Source organism: Paraburkholderia sp. GAS38, assembly GCF_050434965.1.
Lineage (GTDB): Bacteria > Pseudomonadota > Gammaproteobacteria > Burkholderiales > Burkholderiaceae > Paraburkholderia > Paraburkholderia phenazinium_A.
The window spans coordinates 197,428-217,383 of record NZ_JBNDJO010000009.1; the positions used below are offsets into that span (position 1 = coordinate 197,428).

General features: G+C 65.8%; 13 protein-coding genes. 9 read left to right on the forward strand and 4 right to left on the reverse strand.

Going from position 1 to position 19,956, the window contains the following annotated elements; translation table 11 throughout:
• Nucleotides 1–1,069 precede the first annotated feature (1,069 nt).
• The 8 genes from P3T42_RS21820 to P3T42_RS21855 all read left to right on the forward strand — a co-directional run bounded on the left by P3T42_RS21820 (nucleotide 1,070) and on the right by P3T42_RS21855 (nucleotide 14,855).
• A complete protein-coding gene (locus P3T42_RS21820) occupies nucleotides 1,070–3,760 on the forward strand; it encodes a sugar ABC transporter (protein ID WP_429307272.1) in 2,691 nt (896 codons plus the stop codon).
• Complete coding sequence (locus P3T42_RS21825) at nucleotides 3,750–7,721, forward strand: tetratricopeptide repeat protein (RefSeq protein WP_429307214.1); 3,972 nt, start codon at nucleotides 3,750–3,752, stop codon at nucleotides 7,719–7,721. The genes P3T42_RS21820 and P3T42_RS21825 overlap by 11 nt, the downstream gene beginning before the upstream one ends.
• Before the next feature lie 84 nt (nucleotides 7,722–7,805).
• Nucleotides 7,806–8,357: a penicillin-binding protein activator LpoB gene (locus P3T42_RS21830; protein WP_429307215.1), complete on the forward strand. Its 552-nt coding sequence runs from the start codon at nucleotides 7,806–7,808 to the stop codon at nucleotides 8,355–8,357.
• 111 nt (nucleotides 8,358–8,468) lie between these two features.
• A complete protein-coding gene (locus tag P3T42_RS21835) occupies nucleotides 8,469–9,893 on the forward strand; it encodes a PelD GGDEF domain-containing protein (protein ID WP_074297910.1) in 1,425 nt (474 codons plus the stop codon).
• Entirely contained in the window at nucleotides 9,886–10,899 is a 1,014-nt protein-coding gene (locus P3T42_RS21840) for a hypothetical protein (protein WP_074297912.1), read from the forward strand. The genes P3T42_RS21835 and P3T42_RS21840 overlap by 8 nt, the downstream gene beginning before the upstream one ends.
• Nucleotides 10,896–12,524 (forward strand): GT4 family glycosyltransferase PelF, encoded by a 1,629-nt coding sequence (gene pelF, locus P3T42_RS21845; protein ID WP_074297914.1) that lies wholly within the window; start codon nucleotides 10,896–10,898, stop codon nucleotides 12,522–12,524. Before P3T42_RS21840 ends, pelF begins: the two co-directional genes overlap by 4 nt.
• Nucleotides 12,524–13,897 (forward strand): exopolysaccharide Pel transporter PelG, encoded by a 1,374-nt coding sequence (gene pelG / locus P3T42_RS21850; protein WP_074297916.1) that lies wholly within the window; start codon nucleotides 12,524–12,526, stop codon nucleotides 13,895–13,897. The genes pelF and pelG overlap by 1 nt, the downstream gene beginning before the upstream one ends.
• Before the next feature lie 13 nt (nucleotides 13,898–13,910).
• Nucleotides 13,911–14,855 (forward strand): endo alpha-1,4 polygalactosaminidase, encoded by a 945-nt coding sequence (locus tag P3T42_RS21855; RefSeq protein WP_429307216.1) that lies wholly within the window; start codon nucleotides 13,911–13,913, stop codon nucleotides 14,853–14,855.
• A gap of 87 nt (nucleotides 14,856–14,942) precedes the next feature.
• Here the strand turns inward: P3T42_RS21855 and P3T42_RS21860 are convergent, their stop codons facing one another.
• The 4 genes from P3T42_RS21860 to P3T42_RS21875 form a co-directional block, all read right to left on the reverse strand.
• Nucleotides 14,943–15,899 carry a hydroxymethylglutaryl-CoA lyase gene (locus P3T42_RS21860; protein ID WP_074297920.1) on the reverse strand — a complete coding sequence of 319 codons (957 nt, stop codon included), beginning with the start codon at nucleotides 15,897–15,899 and terminating at the stop codon, nucleotides 14,943–14,945.
• 26 nt (nucleotides 15,900–15,925) lie between these two features.
• Nucleotides 15,926–17,116: a CaiB/BaiF CoA transferase family protein gene (locus P3T42_RS21865; RefSeq protein ID WP_429307217.1), complete on the reverse strand. Its 1,191-nt coding sequence runs from the start codon at nucleotides 17,114–17,116 to the stop codon at nucleotides 15,926–15,928.
• A 164-nt stretch (nucleotides 17,117–17,280) separates the two neighbouring features.
• The gene (locus P3T42_RS21870) at nucleotides 17,281–18,189 is read right to left on the reverse strand and encodes a LysR family transcriptional regulator (RefSeq protein WP_429307218.1); all 909 of its coding nucleotides are present in this window, start codon (nucleotides 18,187–18,189) and stop codon (nucleotides 17,281–17,283) included.
• A 93-nt stretch (nucleotides 18,190–18,282) separates the two neighbouring features.
• Nucleotides 18,283–18,930: a LysE/ArgO family amino acid transporter gene (locus tag P3T42_RS21875; RefSeq protein ID WP_074297927.1), complete on the reverse strand. Its 648-nt coding sequence runs from the start codon at nucleotides 18,928–18,930 to the stop codon at nucleotides 18,283–18,285.
• A 98-nt stretch (nucleotides 18,931–19,028) separates the two neighbouring features.
• On the opposite strand from P3T42_RS21875, the gene P3T42_RS21880 reads away from it, so the two are divergent.
• Nucleotides 19,029–19,922, forward strand: a complete 894-nt coding sequence (locus tag P3T42_RS21880; RefSeq protein ID WP_429307219.1) for a LysR family transcriptional regulator ArgP — start codon at nucleotides 19,029–19,031, stop codon at nucleotides 19,920–19,922.
• The last annotated feature ends 34 nt before the right edge of the window (nucleotides 19,923–19,956 follow it).

Consider the following 19,956-nt stretch of genomic DNA (forward strand, 5'->3'; position numbering starts at 1 on the left):
ATGGCCGGAGAAGGCCGGCTGAAGCGGCGTCGAAGTGTAGGGTCGCGTTTGTCCATCGCGCATTCTAGCGACAGGTTTGGGGTTTGGGCGCTGCCGGCCGGCGGGCGCGGCGAATATTGCGGCGGATTGTTGGGGATTCGCTGCGGCGCCGGGGCCTCTCCGCTTAAAAAGACGCGGCACGGGGAGTGGTCCGTGCAATAGCGCCAATTGGCAATTTTCGAATGACGGCGCAGTGAAGCGGGAATGAGGTGGATATGGGGTTGGAAAGCGGGCCGAAAAGCGTGCGGAAAAAGCGCAGAGAAGTCCGCCATTCCCGGCTGGATATTCCGGCCATAAAGGAATGATTTGCGCTTTGCGAAGTCATGGGATAACGTTTGCGCCAGATCCCCGTCATCAATTAAATCGAACCACTGTGCGTTACCGTACACTCGGTTTCAAATGTCAAAGATAGTTAAATATGAAGCGCGCATAGCTTCAAATTTGACGGATGTAAAACGTTTGCGCTGCCTGATTTGTCCCGCTTCATCTCGTAAATGGCCGATAACTCGTTGATCTGACTCGTGTTGGGAGGCAACGTGTTGCAAAAATACCGCTTTTCTTGTGCGGAGGACGCGCTAGAATGCGCGCCGAATCATCGTTTCGGCCTGTGTCTCGCGCACCTTGATCCATCCTGTTTGCAACAGCGTGAATCCGGCCATTTGCTTTTTCCGTATCTGGAATGCTGTCGGTCATTAACGGCAGAATTTTTGAATCGAATCGGTAAATTTGGCCTGGCTGGATGGGCCGTGCATCGCCGGTTGCCAATAAAACATCCAAAGCGATCATAAGAAATCAGATGCTAACGAGGATTGCGCCGGTATTCGGCGTTCGAGTGGAGGCCCCGGGGGTGGCGCCGCTCATTAAGCAGATTAACGGGCGCGCGATTATCGAGTGTTTGGCATGGGGGATTACCCGGATATTGGGCCCGGCCAAAACGCCACGAGATTCGATAACGCCACTGGCTATCCGCACGCGGCCGTCGCGTGCGGTGCGTGGGCGCGCGGCCGTGCCGGTCGTGCTGACGGCGCTCATGGCGCTGCTGGTGCTGGCGGCGAGCCTTGCGCCGTGGCAAGCCGCGCACGCCGGCGATGCACCCACGGGCGCGGCCGGCCGTCCTGCGCAGCCGAATCTGGCGTTCTTCTACGGCGCGAATCCACCGGTCGAACTGCTGCAAGCGTTCGATGCCGTGGTGGTCGATCCCGCGCGTGGCTTCGATCCGGCCGCGCATCCCTTGCCGCATACCGTATGGCTTGCCCGCACGCATCCGGCCGACTCGGGCGCAACGCCGGAGGCTGTCGCGCAAAGTCTCGGGCCGCTGTGGCAGCACGGTTACCGCGGCTTCCTGCTCGACACGCCGGCGGCGATTGCGGCTGCCGAGGCGATTCGCGTGGCGCATCCCGATGCACGCCTCGTGGTTGCCGGCGCCGATGCGCTGCAGGCGGCACTGCCACATGCGAAAGCGCTGTATGCGGTGGTGAGCGACTCGCTCGTGCGCGGTCTCAACGACACCGCCACGCTGCCCGCCGACGTACCGGACGCGCTGCGCGCGAGCCGCCTCGCCGCGGCGCGCAGCTTCATGCAGCAGACCGGCGTGCCGGTGGTCTCGCTCGAATACTGCCCGCGCACCGATCGCGAATGCGCCCGCACGACGGCGGCGCAGGTGATGGCGAACGGCGTGGTGCCGTATGTGACGAGCGTGGCTCGCGATATTGTCGGCGTGGGGGCGATCGAAGTCCTGCCGCGCAAGATTCTGGTCGTGCAGGACCGCGATATCAAAGAGCCGCTCGATCTGAGCGTCGGCGTGCGCGATCTCGCCACGCCGCTCAATTACCTCGGTTACGACGTCGAATACGTCGACTTCTCGAAGCCCTTGCCCACCGGCATCACGCCGGACCGCTATGCGGGTGTGGTGGCGTGGCTGCAGGGCAATGCGCTGCCCGACCCGCAGGCGTGGCAACGCTGGGTCGCCGCGCGCATTGTCGATCATGTGCCGGTGGCGTTCCTGGGCCAGTTCGGTTTCGATGCGACCGGCGCGATCGGCGATGCACTCGATCTGCAGGCCGTGCCCGGCACCATGGCCGCGCCGGTCAATGTGATTGCCCGTGATCCGATGGTCGGCTTCGAAATCGATCCACGCCCCGATCCGCGCGATCTGCTGGGCGTGCGCGTCGGGGTCAAGAGCCACTCGCTGCTGCGCGTCTCGGCTAACGGCGCGCTGATCGATCCGGTCGCGCTGACCCCGTGGGGCGGCTATGCGCTTAATCCGTACACCTCAGTTTCGCTCGACAGCATCGGCCAGGAGCGTTGGGCCATCGAGCCGCTCAAGTTCCTCACCGCGGCGTTGCGTCTGCAAGCCATGCCGTCGCCGAGCGTGACCACCGAAAACGGCCGGCGTTTGCTGATGACGCACGTCGACGGCGACGGCTTCGCCTCGCGGGCCGAATTCCCCGGCCCCGACTATTCGGGCGAAGCGCTGTACGAGCAGATTTTCACGCGCTACAAGATCCCGATGACGCTTTCGGTCATCGAAGGCGAAGTGGGGCCGGCGGGGCTGTATCCGAAGATCTCGCCGCGTCTCGAAGAGATCGCCCGCAAGATGTTTGCGCTGCCGTATGTGGAGATCGGCACGCATACCTATTCGCATCCGTTCCAGTGGGAAGACGTGGACAGCAGCACCGGCGCGAAGGTGGACCGCGGCGGCGGCGATGCGGCGTTCTCGCTGAATATTCCGGGCTACAAGTTCAATATAGACCGCGAGGTGAGCGGTTCGATCGACTACATCAACTCGCGCCTCGCACCTGCCGGCAAGCGGACCGTCGTGCTGCAGTGGTCGGGCGATTGCCAGCCGCCGGGGATCGTCGTCCGTAAGGTCTACGAAGCAGGCGTCTACAACTTCAACGGTGGCGACACCGTCATCACGAAGTCGGCGCCGAGCTGGACCAACATCGCGCCGATCGGCGTCGACAAGGGGCCGGGCGCGTATCAGGTGTACGCGCCGAACCAGGACGAGAACGTTTATACGAACGACTGGCAAGGGCCGTTCTACGGCTTCACGCGGGTGCTCGAAACCTTCGACATGACCGACCGGCCGCGCCGCTTCAAGCCGATCGATATTTACTACCACATGTACAGCGGCACCAAGGTGGCGTCGCTGCGTGCGCTGGACCAGATCTTCTCGACCGTGCTGGCGCAACCGGTATTGCCGGTGCATGTCACCGATTACATCCGCAAGGTGCTCGACTGGCGCTCGTTTGCGGTGGCGCGTCAGGTGGGCAGCCGCGACGGCTGGCTGGTGCGCGGCAACGGCGAAGTGCGCGAGCTGCATTGGCCCAACACCACCACGCCGACGCTTGAGGGAGCCTCGGGTGTCACCGGTTTCTCGGCGGGTCCGGACGGGACGTATATCCATATCGACGGCGGCGCCGCGCGGTTTGCCTTCGGCGCGAATGGCGGGAATGCTGCGGCGCGTAACGTGCCGTACATCGCCGAGGCGAATGGTTTCGTGCGCAACTTTCACCCCACCGCAGGCGGCCTGAGCTTCGAGTTCGGCGGCTATTATCAGCCGTTTGTTTCGCTGGCGAATGCCCAGAGCTGCAGCGTGAGCGTCGACGGCAAACCGGTTCCCACACGGCGCGACGGTGCGCTGCTGCGCTTCGACACCGCCGGTGTGGCCGCCACGCAAGTCGCCTATCAACGCGTCGAGGTGGCCTGTGCTCGCTAGCCGCCCGCGCATCGCTTCCACGTGGCTCGTGCTGCTGCTGGCGGCCGTAGTCGTGCTGACGTTCTATGCGACGTATCCGCATGGCGGGTTGCGCGAACGGATGACGGCGGCGGCCGAGCCGAGCGACCTGAGCGCGGCCTATCTGGAGGCATGGTTGCGCGTGCAGCCTGACAACGCCGAACTGCTTACCACGCTGGGCACGCAGTACGCCCAACTTGGCCGCGGCGGCGACGCCGAACGCATCGCGCAGCGTATGGACGAGCAGCATACGGATGCGCTGCATCGCGCGGCCGTCATGCTGCGCCTGACGGTAGCGGAGCAGCAGGCGTTTGCGATTCCCGCGAACGATCCGCGCCGCGCGGTGGCGCTGGCGAAACTGCGCGAGCAGTTTGCCGCCGTCGCCGGTCTCACATGGGACAACGGCGAGCTCGAGATTCTCGCGGCGCGTGCAGCGGCCATCGACGCGCCGGAACTCGCGGTGCAGTTGTACACGCGCCTTGCTGTTCAGGATCCGCATGGCCGCCAGCGCTGGAACGCCGAGGTGGCGAAGTATGGCCTGTGGGTCGGCCAGTATCGCCGCGCGGCCGATGCATGGTTCCGCCAGCAGGCCGATGCGACGACGCGCGACGAACAGCGCCGTTGCTTCATCGCCGGTATCCGTGCGCTGCAGTCGGGCAATCTGCTCGACGAGGCGCTGAAGGCCGCCGACGAGCATGTCGGCACACTCGCCGACGATCGCGATACCTTGATCGTGTTGCTCAATCTGGCGCGGGCGGCGCAGCGGCCGGATCTGGTTGACCGTTATGCGAAGGCACTGGTCAAGTACACGAACTCAAACACGAACGTGCGGCCCGACGAGCCGCATGGCGGGTTCGAACTCGCGATGCTGGCGGTGAGGGCAGGGCGTGCGCATGAAGACGCGCCGGCGGCTTATGCGTATATGGATGGCCCGCAAGGGAGCAACAGTATGCGTGACTGGGCGCCGGTGCGGGTGTTGAAGGCGGCGGCTAGTGCTGGAGCGGTTGCCTCCGCATCTGCCTCCGCCTCCGCCTCCGCATCTGCGGCAACCTCAGCGTCCACGTCTGCAGCAACCGACGTCGACGTCGCCGGCCTCGTCTATCAATCGTTTCTCGAATCGAACGATCTCGACAACGCGCAGAAGGTCGCGGCCGCGCAGGTCGCCAGAGACCCGCATTCGGCGCTCTGGCTCAAGCGCCTCGCGCAGGTGGCCGAGTGGAACCGCGCCGCGCCGCTCGCGCTGCAATCGTGGCTTGGCTATGCGCAGGCGTCGAACGATCCGGCCGGCTGGGCCAACGTGCTGCGTTTAGCGCCGATGCTCAACGACGACTCCGCCTATCTGGCCGCGCTGGTGCATGCATCGAACGCGGCGCCGGCGGACCTGAAACTGGTCGACTCGGTGATTGCCACCTATGAGCGGCTTGGCCGCCCGGACGACGGCCTCGCGTTTTTGCAGGCGCATGCGCGCACCGCGGGCAGTCACGCAATCGACGAGCGCATGGCGATTCTGGCCGAGCGTGCCGGCCATGACGAACAGGCCCTCGCGATCTGGCGCAACCTGCACACGAGCGAACCCGGCAATACCGCGTACGCCTTGCACGCGGCAAGCATCCTGTATCGCCAGGGCAAGTATGCCGAGGCGCTGGCGGCGCTCGAGTCGGCGCGCGCCGGCGCACGCGACGACGACGTGCTGTTCTGGCGCAACGACGCGCAGCTCGCGCGCCTCATGCAACAGGACACGGTGGCGAACAACGCGTACAAGCATCTGCTCGCGAGCGGCGCCGAGGCGCCCGAAGACCTGAGCGCGATGACCTACTTCTACGACGCGTATCCGCTCGATGCGGGCCGCACCGCGGAGCTGCAGTATCAACGCGACCACACGCCTCGTGCGTTGCAGGAAGCCCTCTATTACTACACCGACGCTCAGGCGATGGACCGCATCGCCGCCTTGCTCGATAGCCTCACGCCCGAGCAGCGCGCCGCCGCCGAGAAGTCGGCCAGCTTCCTTGGCGTGCGCGCCGAATACTACCGGCAGACCGACCGGCCGCTCGACGCGCTGCACGATCTGGAGCGCGCGGTGGATCTGCCCGACGCGACCCCGGAAGTCCGCGCGGCGCTGCTCTGGACCCTGGTCGACTACGGCAGCGACGCCGAGTTGCGCAAGGTGCTGGTGCGCTGGCGCGACGATGCGGCGCAAAACAGCCTGCTGTGGGGGCCGTTCGCTGCTGCCGGGCTGCGTCTGAACCAGCCGGTCGCCGCCCTGCAGTATCTGCGTTTGCAGGCCGCGCTGATGTCCCGCGATCCGCTCTGGCTGCTGACGCTGGCGGACGCCCAGGAGATGGCGGGGCGCCCGGACCTCGCATGGTCGATCCGCCGCAAGGTTTGGCTGCAGATCGAGCAGGACGAGCGGGCCGTGACGACCGGCGGCACTAGCGCGCAGGCAGCGCTCAAGCGGCGCGCCTCGCAGGATGCGGAAGCGCGCGAGCAGTTGCGCGGCCGGCGGGTGTCGCTGGCGGAGATCTTTGCCGACGCCGACGTGTCCACAGGACTGCTTGGCGATCTGCTGAAGCACGACGGCGGCCGCGACGACACCACGGCGGCGCGCCGCACGTTGCTCGGGGATGCGCCCGGCTTGCCGCCGGCGCCGCGGGTGTCGGCCAGCAAGGCGAAGGACGATGGGCGGCTCAAGTCAGCGGTGGCGAAGGATGTGGCCGTGGCGTGGGCGTTGTCGCACGAAGCGAATCCGCTCGCAAAACGTTGGCTCGCCGAGCAGTACGTCAACCGTCTCGCGCAACCGGCCGATTCGCAACTTGCGCTGGCGCTCGCCGAGGGCGACGTGGCGTCGATGGAGCGTCTCGTCGACAAGGAAGGGGCACGTCTGCCGCTTTACGGCCGCATCGATGCGACGATCGCGCTCGATCGTCCGGGCCAGGCGGAGCAACTGTCGTTCATCGGTCTTGCCGGCGCGCCGGAAGATACCGAACTGCATACGCGTCTTGTCGACACGGCGCTCGGCTGGCCGCAATACCTCGGCACCACGGTGGAGAACTACGTCGAACATCCGCTCGATTACGTCGAGCAGACGCTGGCCGGCACCATGAAGATCGCGGACCTCTATATGGTCGGCGTCACCGGCACGCAGCGCTATCAGTGGTCCGTCGATCAGACGCAACTGGTTAACGTGCCCGGCGTGGATCGCGCGCTCGACCTGTTCCTGCGCCGCCAGACCCAGGATACCGACTGGCAGGTGACAGGCGGCCGGCGCGAAGGGCTGGACAGCTTCTATACGCTCGATGTCGCGGGCGAACTCGGCCGCAATTCGACGTTCACGCTGACGGGCAGCGCGGGCCGCGACCAGACCGCGACGGAATCGCAGGCGCTGCTGGTGGGCGGTATGAAGGACAACCTGATCGGCGGCTTCACCTGGCGCATGACGTCGCATATCTACGCGTCGGGTACGGTCGAAGCAGACCGCTTCTATAGCCAGGCGCGCGACTACCTGGGCAGCGGCGTGCTCTCGACGGGCGAACTCGGCTACAAGATCCGCACCGATTATCCGGACTTCACCGTGCGCCTCGTGGGCATTCGCGGCGAATACGGCGCGAGCGGCGAGGCCGACGCGCTGATCTCGCGGCTTGCGCCGGCGAGTGCGGGCCCGACCAGCGCCGCTACCTTCATGCCGCTGACCTATGCGCAGTACGGCATGTTCTTCGGCTTCGGCAACGACCTGCTCGACCAGTACACGCATCGCTGGCGGCCGTTCCTCGATGTCGGGATCGTGCACAACTCGTTGCAGGGATGGGGGCCGCAAGTCAGCGTGGGCGTGGCCGGCAGTGTGTTCGGCGGCGACCATGCCGCGTTGTACCTGGAGCATGAAAGCGTATCGCAGGTCGGCTCGACGCCCATCACCGTGATCGGCGCGCGTTATAGCTGGTTCTACTGAACGGATCAAGCGGCTGACCGGGCGCGGCATGCGCACCGCAGGGCGGCCGGAACGAATATCGACGTTATTTGAGGAGAGGTTTCAATGAACGGATTCAAGAGCGGTATGCGTCTGGCGTCGTGGTGTGTCGCCGCGGTGGCGTCGTCGTTGCTGTTTGCGGGCTGCGGTACGCTCAAGCAAACTGCGGCGCCCACACTCGGCGCGGGCGATTCGGTTGCGATCGCATCGATTGCGAACTACACGGAAACGCCGTCGGCCGGCCGCAGCGCGGAGGCGATCGCGGCGAGCGTGCTGCGCGCCAACGGTCTGAAGGACGTGCGCTTTGCCCCGGCCGAGGCGGGTTCCAACGCGCTGTTCGACACCGCGCAGAGCGAAGGCGCGGACCAGAAGCTCGAATGGGCGCAGTCGCAGCAGGTCAGGTACATCCTGACAGGGGCGGTGGAAGAGTGGCGCTACAAGACGGGCGTCGACGGCGAACCGGTGGTCGGTCTCACACTCGAACTGATCGACGTGCAGTCGGGCCGCGTGGTCTGGAGCGCGACGGGCGCGCGCAGCGGCTGGAGCCGTTCGAGCCTGGCGAGCGTGGCGACTTCGCTGATCGGCCATGTGCTGGCGCCGCTTGCCGCGAGCCACTAAGCGCGCGGGCTGGATCGCTCAGGCGATCGTCCCGCCGAAGGCTCCGGTGCAGAGGCATTTGCCTGCCCAGAGCCGATCATTTGCATTCCGACACGTCATAAGGAAACGGCCGTGAATACCGCCGCCACGCAATCCGCTTCAGCCGCCTCGAAGACGCGCACCTCCAATCCGTTCGGCAACCTGGGGCGCGTGCGTCGTTTCGTGCTGCCGGCCGTCACGCGGCCGTTTGCGGTTGTCGAGACGGTCGTGTTCATTGCTATCGTCGTCGGCGTGAGCTGGTCGTTCAATCATCAGGATCCCTTGCTGTTGCATGCGGGCTTCCCGTGGCTGTGGTTCGCGCCGTTGATCGTGGCGCTGCGCTACGGCACCTTGCCCGGCCTGCTGGCCGGCGCGCTGCTGCTGGCGGCGTGGAAACTGCTGTATCCCGCGAGCGATGCCTGGCCGGTGATGGTGTTCGTCGGCGGCTTGCTGCAGACGGTGATCGCCGGTCACTTCGGCGACACCTGGGGCCATCGCGCCGCGCGTGCCTCGACCATCAACGGTTACCTGAACGACCGGCTGGTGGCGATCACCAACAGCCACTATCTGATGCGCCTGTCGCACGAGCGGCTCGAGAAGGACCTGCTGTCGAAGCCGACCACGCTGCGCGATTCGATCACCGAGTTGCGCCGCCTGTCCATCACGGAAGAGGGGAGCGGCGCGGCGGATACGACGCAGGCAGCCATTGCCGCGCCGTTGCGCGCCTTGCCGGGGGCACATGGCCTGCTGGAGTTCGTCGCGCAGGTGTGCCAGATCGAAGTCGCGGCGCTCTTTCCGGTGCGCAACGGCCGGGTTGGCAGCGAGGCCGCGGCGCGCGTCGGCGACGACTTCGAGTTGGCGCCCGACGACATCCTCGTCACCCATGCCATCGGCACGATGAGCGTCGCGCACCTGAAGAGCGAGGACATTCCCGCGGCCCAGTCGCAGTACCTGGTGTGCGCGCCGCTGGTGAGCGCCGACGGCCAGTTGCTGGCGATGCTGGTGATCAAGCGCATGCCGTTCCTGTCGCTGAACTTCGACAACCTGCAACTGCTGCTGGTGCTGCTCGGCTACTACGCGGACGGCGTGGAGCATGCGAGCCTCGTGCAGGGCATCCTCGCCGCGGTGCCAGGCTGCCCGTACGACTTCGCGCTCGACCTCGGCCGTCTCACGCGTTTGCAGCGCGAGGCCGGCATCGCGTCGTCGATGGTGGCGCTGGCGTTCCCGCGCGACGAAGCGGGCGACTCGCTGTTCGAACACGTGATCCGCCGCCGCCGCGCGCTCGACCTGATGTGGCCGGTGCAAACGGCGTCGCAGTCGGTGCTGGTGAATCTGATGCCGGCCACCGACACGACCGGCATCGACGGTTACCTGGCCCGCATCGAGACCAGCCTCTCGGCGCAGTTCAACCTGGATCTGGAAAGCGCGCGCGTCGGCGTGCATACGCTGCATCTGGGCGACATGGAGCCGGGCCCGGCGCTGCAGCGTCTACTGAAGCGAAGCGGCCTCGATGTCTAAGCTCATGTCTGCCCTCGTCAACGTGCTGCTGTTCGCCGGCTATGTGCTGGTGGAGGCGCTCGCGTACCAGGGATTCCTGCATGCTCCGGCCGGCATCGATCCGCTGCTGGCCGGCATTGTCGCCCAGGCGCTGGTCGCATTCGTGCAGGCGCTGCTGCTGCGCTGGATGCTGCCGACCCGTTACCGCGAGCCGCGCTTCTGGACGCTCCTGCTGCTGTGGGTGCTGTGCACCTTCGTGCCGCTGGGCGCAGGCTTCGTTCTGCTGACGAGCTGTCTCTGGGCCGCGTGGTTTCCAGGCACACGGGAAAGCGATCAACTGGCCGACGTGCCGCGTCCCGAGTTCGTCACCTACCTGGTCTCGCGGGTCTCGCACGGCGGCGGAGCGCGTTTGCAGGCGCGTCTGATCAATACGCAGGTATCGTCCACCGACCGGCTCACCGCACTCGTCGCGATCCAGAGCATGCCGACTCGCACCACGGGCACGCTGTTGCGCGACCTGCTGGCCGATCCGATCGAGGACGTGCGCCTGATCGCCTATGGCACGCTCGACCAGGCCGAGAACGAGATCATGCAAAAGATCTTCACGACCGGCAAGGCGTTGGAGCAGGCCAAGGACGACAGCGAGCGCCATGCGATCAACCGGCGCCTCGCCGAGCTGTATTTCGAACTGGTGTATCAGAACCTCGTGCAGGGCGCGGTGTATCGCCATACGCTCGAGCAGGCCGACCGCTACGCACGCGCCGCGCTCGCAATCGACGAGAAAGACGCGGCGTTGTGGCTGATCCGCGGCCGCCTCGCGCTGGCCGAAGGCCGCCCCGATGAAGCGGGGCAGTATATGGAACGCGCCCTTGAACTGGGTTTCCCGCGCGAACGGCTGATTCCGTGGCTCGCCGAAGTGGCGTTCCTGCGCGGCGACTACGCTCAAACCGGCCAATGGCTCGCGACGCTCGGCAATGCCGCGGCGCTGCCGACGCTCAAACCCACTGTGACTTACTGGTCATCATGAAAGAGTCCCTGATGCGGCGCGCCGCCGATGCCGATGTCTGCCTGCTGCTGGAAGGCACCTTCCCGTTTGTGCGCGGCGGGGTGTCGAGCTGGGTCAACGAAATGCTGCGGGCTTATCCGCAGACCCGCTTTGCGATCGTCTTTATCGGCAGCCGCGAGCAGGACTATCACGGCGCGGCCTATGCGCTGCCCGACAACGTCGTGCACTTCGAGACGCATTACCTGTACGAGGCCGCGCAGGCCGATGCACGTCGGCCGCGCGAGATCGAAGGCGACGTGGCGGCGTTTGCGAAGTCGGCGGAACTGCATGCCGCGTTGCGCGACGTGCGCGGCGCGGATGTCGGCGCGCTGATGGCCGAGATGGTGCCGACGCTCGGCGAGCACGGCACGCTCAACGAGGCGCAGTTTCTCGCTAGTCGTCAATCGTGGAATTTCATTGTCGAGCAGTACGAAAAGTACTGTACCGACCCATCGTTTACCGACTACTTCTGGACCGTGCGCATCATGCACAAGCCGCTGTGGCAGTTGGCGAACGTCGCTGAAAAACTGATCCCGGCGCGCGTCTATCACACGGTGTCGACGGGGTATGCGGGTTTTCTGGGTGCGCTGCTGCACTACCGCACGGGGCGCCCGCTGCTGATTTCCGAGCACGGCATCTACACCAAGGAACGCAAGATCGACCTGCTGCAAAGCCAGTGGATCCACGACAACCGCGGCGCGTTCGAGCGCGACATTTCGCAGATCAGCTATTTCCGCGAGCTCTGGGTACGCTTTTTCGAAGCGATCGGCAAGCTTGCGTATGACGCCGCCGACGAGATCGTGGCCCTGTACGAGACCAACCGCCTGCGCCAGGTCGCCGACGGCGCCGCCGCCGAGCGCACCCGCAGCATTCCGAACGGCGTCGACGTGGAGGGTCTCGCGCCGCTCGTCGAGCAACGGGGCGCGGGGCGTCACCGGGTGGTGGCGCTAATTGGCCGGGTGGTGCCGATCAAGGACATCAAGACGTTTATCCGCGCCATGTTTGTGGCGTCGCGCAGCATGCCCGACATCGAAGGCTGGATCATCGGACCGGAGGAAGAAGATCCGGCCTACGCGCTCGAGTGCCGCGCGCTGGTGGAAAGCCTCGGGCTCGCCGATAACGTGAAGTTCCTCGGCTTTCAGCGCATCGACGCGGTGCTGCCGAAGATCGACGTGATTGCGCTGACCTCGATCAGCGAGGCGCTGCCGCTCGTCGTGCTGGAGGGCTTCGCGGCCGGCATTCCGTCCATTACGACGGATGTGGGCGCGTGTCGGCAGATGATCGAAGGCCTGAGCGACGAGGACCGCGCGCTGGGCAGCGCGGGCGCGGTCGTGCAGATCGCCAATCCGGCCGCTTTCGCGCAGGCCGTGGTGGCGCTGCTGAACGACGATGCGCGCTGGCAGTCGGCGCAGCAGGCCGGGCTCGCGCGGGTACGCCGCTACTATACGAAGGCGCAGATGACCGGCAGCTACCGGACCCTGTATGACCAGCTCGCAGCCACGCCCGACGTCGAGCGTCGCAAGCACGGCGCTGCGGCCGGCGGCTGCCCGGTGCATCACGGCGCGCCGGGCGGGACGCGCGCCGCTCAAAGCGGGGAGACACGCTAATGGCCGGGATTGGTTTCGAACTGCGCAAGATCCTCAAGCACGAGACGCTGTTCGGCGTCGCCCGGGCTTACGCATATGCCGGCCTGATCAGCTCGGGGCCGCTGATCCTGTCGATCTTCGGTATCCTGATCATTGGCGTGATGAGCCTCGCGTTCGTCATACCCAAGTACGCGATCGTGCAGTTTCAGGTGTCGGTCACCTATCTGATCTCGCTGAGCCTGATCCTGACCGGGCCGCTGCAACTGTCGTTCACGCGCTTCATCTCCGACCGGCTGTTCGAAAAGCGCGACGATCTGGTGCTGTCGAACTACAACGGCGTCGTACTGGTCAGCACGATTGCCGCCGGACTGGTCGGCGTGGTGGCGATGCTGCTGGGCTTCAGGAGCGAGCCTTTGGCGTATCGCGTGCTCATGGTGGCGGGTTTCGTGGTGGTCAGCAATATCTGGATCGCCGTGATTTTCCTGTCCAGCGTCAAGCAGTACCGGCAGATCCTGTTTGTGTTTCTGATCGGCTACGGCTGCACCGTGGCGTTCGCGCTGATGCTCAACCGGCATGGGTTGGCCGGACTGCTGGGCGGCTTCGTGGCGGGGCATCTGGTGTTGCTGGGCGGGCTGTCCGGACTGATCTACCGCAACTACCGCAGCGGCCGGCTGATTTCCTTCGAGGTGTTCGACAAGCGTTTCGCCTATCCGACGCTCGCGCTGGTGGGGCTGTTTTTCAATCTCGGCGTGTGGCTCGACAAGTTCATGTTCTGGTACGCGCCCGGCACCGGCGCGCCGGTCATCGGGCCGCTGCACGCTTCGGTGATCTACGATATCCCCGTGTTTATCGCCTATGTGTGTGTGATGCCCGGCATGGCGACGTTTCTGGTGCGCATCGAGGCGGATTTCGTCGAGTACTACGACGCCTTCTACGACGCCGTGCGCAGCGGCGCGACGCTGCGCCACATCAACGACATGCGCGACATGATGGTGGGTAGCGTGCGCGCGGGGCTGTATGAAATCATCAAGATTCAGGCGGTGGTGCTGCTGCTGATTTTCGCTTTCGGACAGAACGTGCTGCAGGCGTTGCATATCTCGCCGCTGTATATGCCGCTCTTGACCATCGACGTGATTTCGGCCAGCCTGCAGGTGGTGCTGCTGGGTCTCCTGAACGTGTTCTTCTATCTGGATGCGCGGCGTACGGTGTTGAAACTGTGCGTCGCGTTTGTGGTCCTCAACGGCGCGCTGACGTGGCTTACGTTGCAGATGAGTCCGAATGCCTATGGCTACGGCTTCGCGCTGGCGTTGCTGATTCTGGTGGTGGCCGCCGTGCTGACGCTGGACCGCAAATTCGCCAAGCTCGAATACGAAACCTACATGCTGCATAACTAACCGATCACGCGAGATGCGGATGTTCATGGTGCGCACGTTGTGCCGTTTTGCTGCCTGGGTGGCCTGCTTCGGCACGGCTGCGGGCCTAACACCCGCGGCACAGGCCCAGACCCTCGCGCCGGTTGGTGCCGGCTGCAGCGCCGCGAATGTGGCTAACGGCGCCGCGCTGCCGTCGGTGGCGTTCTTTTATGGCGAACCGGTGCCCGTCGAACCGCTCTCGCGATTCGATGCGGTCGTGGTGGAGCCGGATAGCGGTTTCGATCCGGCGGCTCAGCCCGCGGGATGCACGGCGTGGTTTGCCTATGTCAGCGTCGGCGAAGTCACGCCGCAGCGGGCGTATTACGCGGCCATGCCGAAGGCCTGGCTGGCGGGTCATAACGCCGCGTGGGCCTCGAACGTGGTGGATCAGGATGCACCCGGCTGGCCGGCGTTTTACGTAAAGCAGGTGATTGCGCCGCTATGGCGCAAAGGCTATCGCGGCTTCTTTCTCGACACGCTCGATTCGTATCAGTTGATCGCCAAAACCGACGAGGCCCGCCGGCGCCAGCAAGCGGGACTGGTGGCGGTGATCCGCGCGATCAAGGCGCGCTACCCGCGAGCGTTACTGATGTTCAACCGCGGCTTCGAGATCCTGCCGCAGGTGCACGATCTGGCGTACGCAGTGGCGTTCGAATCGCTCTACAGCGGCTGGGATCAGGCGAAGCAGCGCTATACGCAAGTGCCGCCGGCGGATCGCGACTGGCTGCTGGGGCAGGCCAAGGTCATCCGCGAACAATACCGCTTGCCGGTGATCTCGATCGACTACTGTGCCCCCGGCGATGAGCAGTGCGCCCGCGACACGGTGCAGAAGATTTGCAAGGACGGGCTCGTGCCGTACGTGACGGACGGCGCGTTGCAGACGGTCGGGGTAGGGCGCGTGGGGATCTGCGAGGACACACCGGCGGCCACCCAGCCTTAAGGCGAACGAGAGGCAGCCGCGCGTGTTTGACGCCGGTACATTCGCCTGACGTGCGTACGCGGCGACCGCCTGGTTCGGAAAGGCGTCTCAATGTGCAGAAGCGGGCGGACGCTGCTCGCTCGCTTCGGGAGCGGGATGCAGATCGAGCCGCCGTCCGGCCTTGAGCAATTGGCTCGGGACATCGTGACCGATCAGTCCCGGCAAGTGTGCGGAGGCTTCCAGCGCCTGGGTCAAATCGACCCCCGTGTCGTAGCCGTTCAATTCCAGCATATGCACGAGCTCTTCCGTGCAGACGTTACCCGTCGCGCCCGGTGCGTAGGGACAGCCACCGAGGCCGCCGAGCGAGGCGTCGAAGCGGTCGATACCCGCGTCCAGCGCGGCCATCGTATTGGCGAGCGCCATGCCGCGCGTGTTGTGAAAATGCAGGGTGGTTTCAAGCTGGGCGAACTGGGCGCGCGTGCGTTGCGCCAGTTGCCGCACCTGGTTCGGATAGGCCATGCCTGTCGTATCGCACAGCGTGACGCCGTGCACGCCGAGTTCGGCGAAACGCGCTACCCAGCCGAGTACGTCGTCTTCGGGCACATCACCCTCCATCGGGCAACCGAATGCGGTCGACAACGACACGTTGATCGCCACACGCGTCTTGCTGACCACCTCGATCACATCGCGCAGTTGTGCGAACGACTCTTCCCGACCCATGCGCAGGTTGGCGCGGTTGTGGCTTTCGCTGACCGACATGACGAGGTTGACCTCGTCGACGTCGCACGAGAGCGCCCGTTCCGCGCCGCGGACATTGGGCACCAGCACGGTGTAGACGACACCCGGCGCACGCACGATGCGATGCATCACCGCTTCGGCGTCGCGCAGCGCCGGAATCGCGCGCGGCGAGGTGAACGAGGTCACTTCGATCTTGGCGAAGCCGCAGGCGCTTAAACGGTCGATCAGGGCGACCTTGTCGTCGGTTTCGATAAAGCGCGCTTCGTTCTGGAAGCCGTCGCGGGTGGCGACCTCCTGGATGTAGAGGCGAGGGCGGATGGCGCTCATGTGTGGCTCCGGAAGGATGGGATGCGTCAGATGACGCCGCGTTCGCGCAGGGCCGCGCGTTGGGCGTCGTCGAGGCCGAGCGAGGCGAGCACCTCGTCGGTGTGTTGACCGAGCGTCGGCGCGCGGCTGCGCACCGTACCGGGCGTGGCATCGAGTTTGGGCAGCACGCCCGGCAGTTGCACCGGCGTGCCGTCGTCGAGCGTGCTGTCGAGGATCATCTCGCGGGCGCGGTAATGCGGGTCGGTGGCGATGTCGGCGACGTCGTAGATCTTGCCGGCTGGAATCCGCGCTTCGTTCAGATGGTCCAGCACCTCCTCGAGCGAGTGCTGCGCGGTCCAGGCGCCGATGGCGGCGTCGAGCCGTTCGACGTTCGCCACGCGGCCGTCGTTTTGCGCGAGCGCCGGGTCGGCGGCGAGGTCGGGGCGTTCGATCACTTCCATCAGGCGCCGGAAGATGCTGTCGCCGTTGCCCGCGATCAGGGCGAACTTGCCGTCCCGGCAACGATACGCGTTGGAGGGCGCGATGCCCGGCAGACTGCTGCCGGCCGCTTGCCGGACCGCGCCGAACACCGAGTATTCGGGCAACAGGCTTTCCATCATATTGAAGACCGACTCGTAGAGCGCGACGTCGATCATCTGGCCTTGGCCGCCTTGCTGGTCGCGATGGCGCAGCGCGAGCAGAATGCCGATCACGCCATGCAGGGCCGCGAGCGAATCGCCGATCGACACGCCCACTCGTACGGGCGTGCGGCCCGGCTCGCCGCTCAGATGGCGCAACCCGCCCATGGCCTCGCCGATCACGCCAAAGCCGGGCAGGTCGCGATACGGGCCGGTCTGGCCGTAGCCCGACACGCGCAACATCACGAGCCTGGGATTCAGTTCATGCAGGGTGTCCCAGCCGAGCCCCCAGCCTTCGAGCGCGCCCGGGCGGAAGTTTTCGATCACGACATCCGCCTCGGCGGCGAGACGCCGCGCGATGTCCTGGCCTTCGGGGTCGCGCAGATCGAGCGTCACCGAGCGTTTGTTGCGCGACTGCGAGGCCCACCACACCGACGTGCCGTCGTGCAGCATGCGCCATTTGCGCAGCGGATCGCCCGTGCCGGGCGGTTCGACCTTGATGACGTCGGCGCCGAATTCGGCGAGCAGCCGGCTCGCGAACGGGCCGGCAATCAGTTGTCCGAGTTCGAGGACGCGGATTCCGTCGAGCGGGCGAGCCATGCTGTCGTCTCCATCCAGTGTGTTCCGTTGCACAGGATAGTGACGCCGCGCGGCGGACTTGGGAATGTCGGAATGTTCACGGACCCTTTCCCGGGGGGAAAGGGCGCGGGAGTGCGGGAGTGCAGGGGTTGACGGGGCGTCCGGGTGCTGCAGTCCGGCGACGCTCAGCCGGCCGCCGGCACGCCCGCCAGGAACTCGAACAGCCTGGCCGCTTCGGGCGTAAGCGCTTCGGCGTCTTTCGCGCCGATCCATAGCGTGCGTTCGGCCCAGGCGTCCGTCAACCGCACGGCGCGCAGGCCGGCTGCGAGGATCTCCGGGCGCACCGCCGCCGCGGGCAGCATGCCGATGCCGAGGCCCGCTTCGATCATCCGGCAGATGCCGTCGAAGCTGCGCATCTGGATGCGCAGCCGCAGCGGGCGCTCGGCGGCGAGAGCGGCGTCCATCATGCGCAGCAGCAGCGAACTGCCGCTGTTCAGGGCGACGTAGTCGTATTCGAGCGTATCGGCGAAGGCGATCTGCGCGACGTCGGCGAGCGCATGGCCGGCGGGGACCAGCAGCACCAGCCGGTCGCGCCGGTAGAGGCGTTTGTCGACCAGCGGCGCGGGCACGTTGTCCGCGAAGATGCCGAGATCCGCGCGGCCCGCGCCGAGTGCTTCGATCACTTCGCCGCTCAGGCGTTCTTCGAGCGTGACCTTGACGCTGGGGTTGTCGGCAAGGAAGCGCTGCAGGTCGGTGGGGAGGAACTGCACGATGGCCGAGGTGTTGGCCCAGATCCGCACGTGGCCGCGCACGCCCACCGCGAAGTCGCTCATCTCGCTCGCCATCCGGTTGACCTGGTCGAGTACCTGCAGCGCGTGGGTGAGGAGGCCGTGTCCCGCCGGCGTGAGTTCGACGCCGCGCGGATGACGCACCAGCAGCGCGCAGTCGGTGGCCCGCTCGAGGTCGGCGATGCGTTTGCTGATCGCGGAGAGCGTCATGTGGCTGCGTTCGGCCGCACGGGTCAGGCTGCCGGTTTCGGCGACCGTCAGAAAGACGCGCAGGGAGTGCAGGTCGAAATGCGTCGGATTGACCATGAGGGCGGGGGCCTGGAGAAAGCGGGACGGGAGTCTGATTTTACGGCTTCCCGTCCGCCTTATGGCCCCGCCGGTGGTCCCTTGGGTTGTTTTCTAACGCAACTGCGTGACAGCGAGCAGCAAGACCATGCTGCCGATCGCGCCATCCAGCACGCGCCACGCGGTAGCGCGGCGAAACAGCGGGGCGAGCGCCCGGGCGCCGTAGCCGAGTCCGACGAACCACACGGCGCTGACCGCCATCGCGCCGAGCGCGAACGCCACCCGGCCGCCCAGCGCTTCACGGGCGCCGGCGGTGCCGATCAGCAGAAAGGTGTCCAGATACACATGCGGGTTGAGCCATGTGAAGGCGAGCGTCATCAGGACGATCGGCATGGCGCGCTGGGTGGACTGAGCGGCGGGCGCGGAATGCCCCGAAGCCGGATCAGCCGGGGCGTCGACCGCCAGCACCGCATGGCCGGGCCGCACCGCGCGGCGCAGCGCGTTGACGCCGAACCATGCGAGGTAGGCAAGCCCGACGTACAGCATGGCATGGACGAACACCGGATAACGCTCCACCAGCACCGAGGCGCCGCCCACGCCCGCGGCAATCAGGATGAAATCCGACACGGTGCAGAGCAGCACGATCTTGCCGATGTGCGAGCGCATGATGCCTTGCCGCAGCACGAAGGCGTTCTGGGCGCCGATGGTCACGATCAGCGACGCGCACAGCGCCGCTCCGTGGGAGAAAGCGAGCCAATCCATAAGAGATCCAGTAGACGGGTGAGGCGGAAAGGCGCTAGTCTGCGGCTTTGTTTAGAATAAGCGAAGCTAATTTACGTAATGCCGATTAAGGAACGCTAATGCTCGACTACGCCTTGCTGGATGCGCTCGCTGCCGTGGTGCGCCACGGCTCGTTCGACCGCGCGGCGAGCGCGCTGAATGTGACGCCGTCAGCGGTGTCGCAGCGCGTGAAGCTGCTAGAGGAGCGGGTGGGCAGCGTGCTCGTCAAACGTGGGCAGCCGTGTGTGGCGACCACCTCCGGTGCGCTGCTGTGCCGGCATACGGAGCGGGTGCAATTGCTCGAATCGGAGTTGACGGGGCGCTTGCCCGCCGTGCCGGGGGCGTGGGTCGAGTCGTGGCCGACCTTGCGGGTGGCGGTCAACGACGACAGCGTGGGCACGTGGTTTATCGATGCGGTCGCCGGTTTTTGCGTCGAGCGGGAGATGCTGCTCGATCTCGTGATCGACGATCAGGACCACACCGCCCAGCGGATTCGCGACGGCAGCGTGCAGGGCGCGGTGACCACGCAGGCCGAGCCGGTGCAGGGTTGCCGTTCGGTGCGGCTGGGACGGATGCGTTATCTGGCGGTGTGCGCGCCGGATTTCCATGAACGCTACTTTGCCGATGGCGTCACGCGCGAGACGTTGCGGCGCACGCCTTGCGTCGACTTCAATCCGAAGGATCAGTTGCAGAAGCGTTTCATGCGCCGGATTACCCGCGCGGAAATGGATCCGCCGTTGCACTGGATTCCGCATGTTGCCGGCTTTTTGCGGGCGTGCGTCACGGGGATGGGGTGGGGTCTGTGCCCGGAGCGGATGATCGCGCCGCATCTCGAGAGCGGCGAGTTGGTGGACATGGCGCCGGGTAAGCCGGTCGATGTGGATCTGTACTGGCAGAGCTGGCGTCTGTCGATTGGGTGGCTGGATGACTTCGGCAGCGTGTTGCGCAAGCGGGCGGCGGAGTTGCTGGATTGAGGAATGTTTTCAGTTTGCGCTTGACGGTTAGTCC

What these genes read in the sequence shown, in the direction of transcription:
- P3T42_RS21820 (WP_429307272.1), top strand. Translation starts at nt 1,070, where the DNA reads ATGGCGCTGCTGGTGCTGGCGGCGAGCCTTGCGCCGTGGCAAGCCGCG.
- P3T42_RS21830 (WP_429307215.1), top strand. Translation starts at nt 7,806, where the DNA reads ATGAACGGATTCAAGAGCGGTATGCGTCTGGCGTCGTGGTGTGTCGCC.
- P3T42_RS21840 (WP_074297912.1), top strand. Translation starts at nt 9,886, where the DNA reads ATGTCTAAGCTCATGTCTGCCCTCGTCAACGTGCTGCTGTTCGCCGGC.
- pelF (WP_074297914.1), top strand. Translation starts at nt 10,896, where the DNA reads ATGAAAGAGTCCCTGATGCGGCGCGCCGCCGATGCCGATGTCTGCCTG.
- pelG (WP_074297916.1), top strand. Translation starts at nt 12,524, where the DNA reads ATGGCCGGGATTGGTTTCGAACTGCGCAAGATCCTCAAGCACGAGACG.
- P3T42_RS21855 (WP_429307216.1), top strand. Translation starts at nt 13,911, where the DNA reads ATGCGGATGTTCATGGTGCGCACGTTGTGCCGTTTTGCTGCCTGGGTG.
- P3T42_RS21860 (WP_074297920.1), bottom strand. Translation starts at nt 15,899, where the DNA reads ATGAGCGCCATCCGCCCTCGCCTCTACATCCAGGAGGTCGCCACCCGC.
- P3T42_RS21865 (WP_429307217.1), bottom strand. Translation starts at nt 17,116, where the DNA reads ATGGCTCGCCCGCTCGACGGAATCCGCGTCCTCGAACTCGGACAACTG.
- P3T42_RS21870 (WP_429307218.1), bottom strand. Translation starts at nt 18,189, where the DNA reads ATGGTCAATCCGACGCATTTCGACCTGCACTCCCTGCGCGTCTTTCTG.
- P3T42_RS21875 (WP_074297927.1), bottom strand. Translation starts at nt 18,930, where the DNA reads ATGGATTGGCTCGCTTTCTCCCACGGAGCGGCGCTGTGCGCGTCGCTG.
- P3T42_RS21880 (WP_429307219.1), top strand. Translation starts at nt 19,029, where the DNA reads ATGCTCGACTACGCCTTGCTGGATGCGCTCGCTGCCGTGGTGCGCCAC.